1 protein-coding gene is annotated in these 512 nt (G+C 43.6%); it reads right to left on the reverse strand.

Translation table 11 applies throughout. The annotated features are described in order from the left end of the window. Positions 1-512, reverse strand: a 512-nt coding sequence (locus R7O13_RS31040) for a GntR family transcriptional regulator (protein WP_318305750.1), incomplete at both ends; no start/stop codon positions are given.

Raw genomic sequence — 512 nt, forward strand, 5'->3', positions numbered from 1 at the left:
TTTCTAACAGCAAGTTCCGAATAGTTGTACCTGCTTCTAGAATGTGTTTTTTCAGCAGATATTTTGCGCCATCAATATCTCTGTTCTGGCACATTTCAAACAAGGTCAAATGTTCTTGTTCCGCTTTTTTAATGCCAGTGGTGAACAACAACTGCATACGAATGTAGCGATCGCATTTGGTATTTAAGTTGTAAATCACATCCATGGTTTCTGGCATGTTGGCAGGTGCGTATAACGCTTTGTGGAATTCGTAGTTATAGTTACTCCATTCTTCCACTTCGTCGCCACTATTTACCACCGCTTCGAAGCGTTCACGAACTTCACGAGCGCGTTCTAGATCTTCATCCGTCATGTTTTGAATCGCACGTTCCAGAATGTGGCATTCCACAACCGCACGCAGTTCAAATAGCTCATCGATTTTATCTGGAGACAGTTCAGTCACTGTCGCGCCTTTATGTGGCTCGAAACTGACTAAACCCTGCGCTTCCAATTGTACTAGTGCTTCACGCACA

It is taken from the genome of Vibrio sp. Y176, assembly GCF_033438945.1.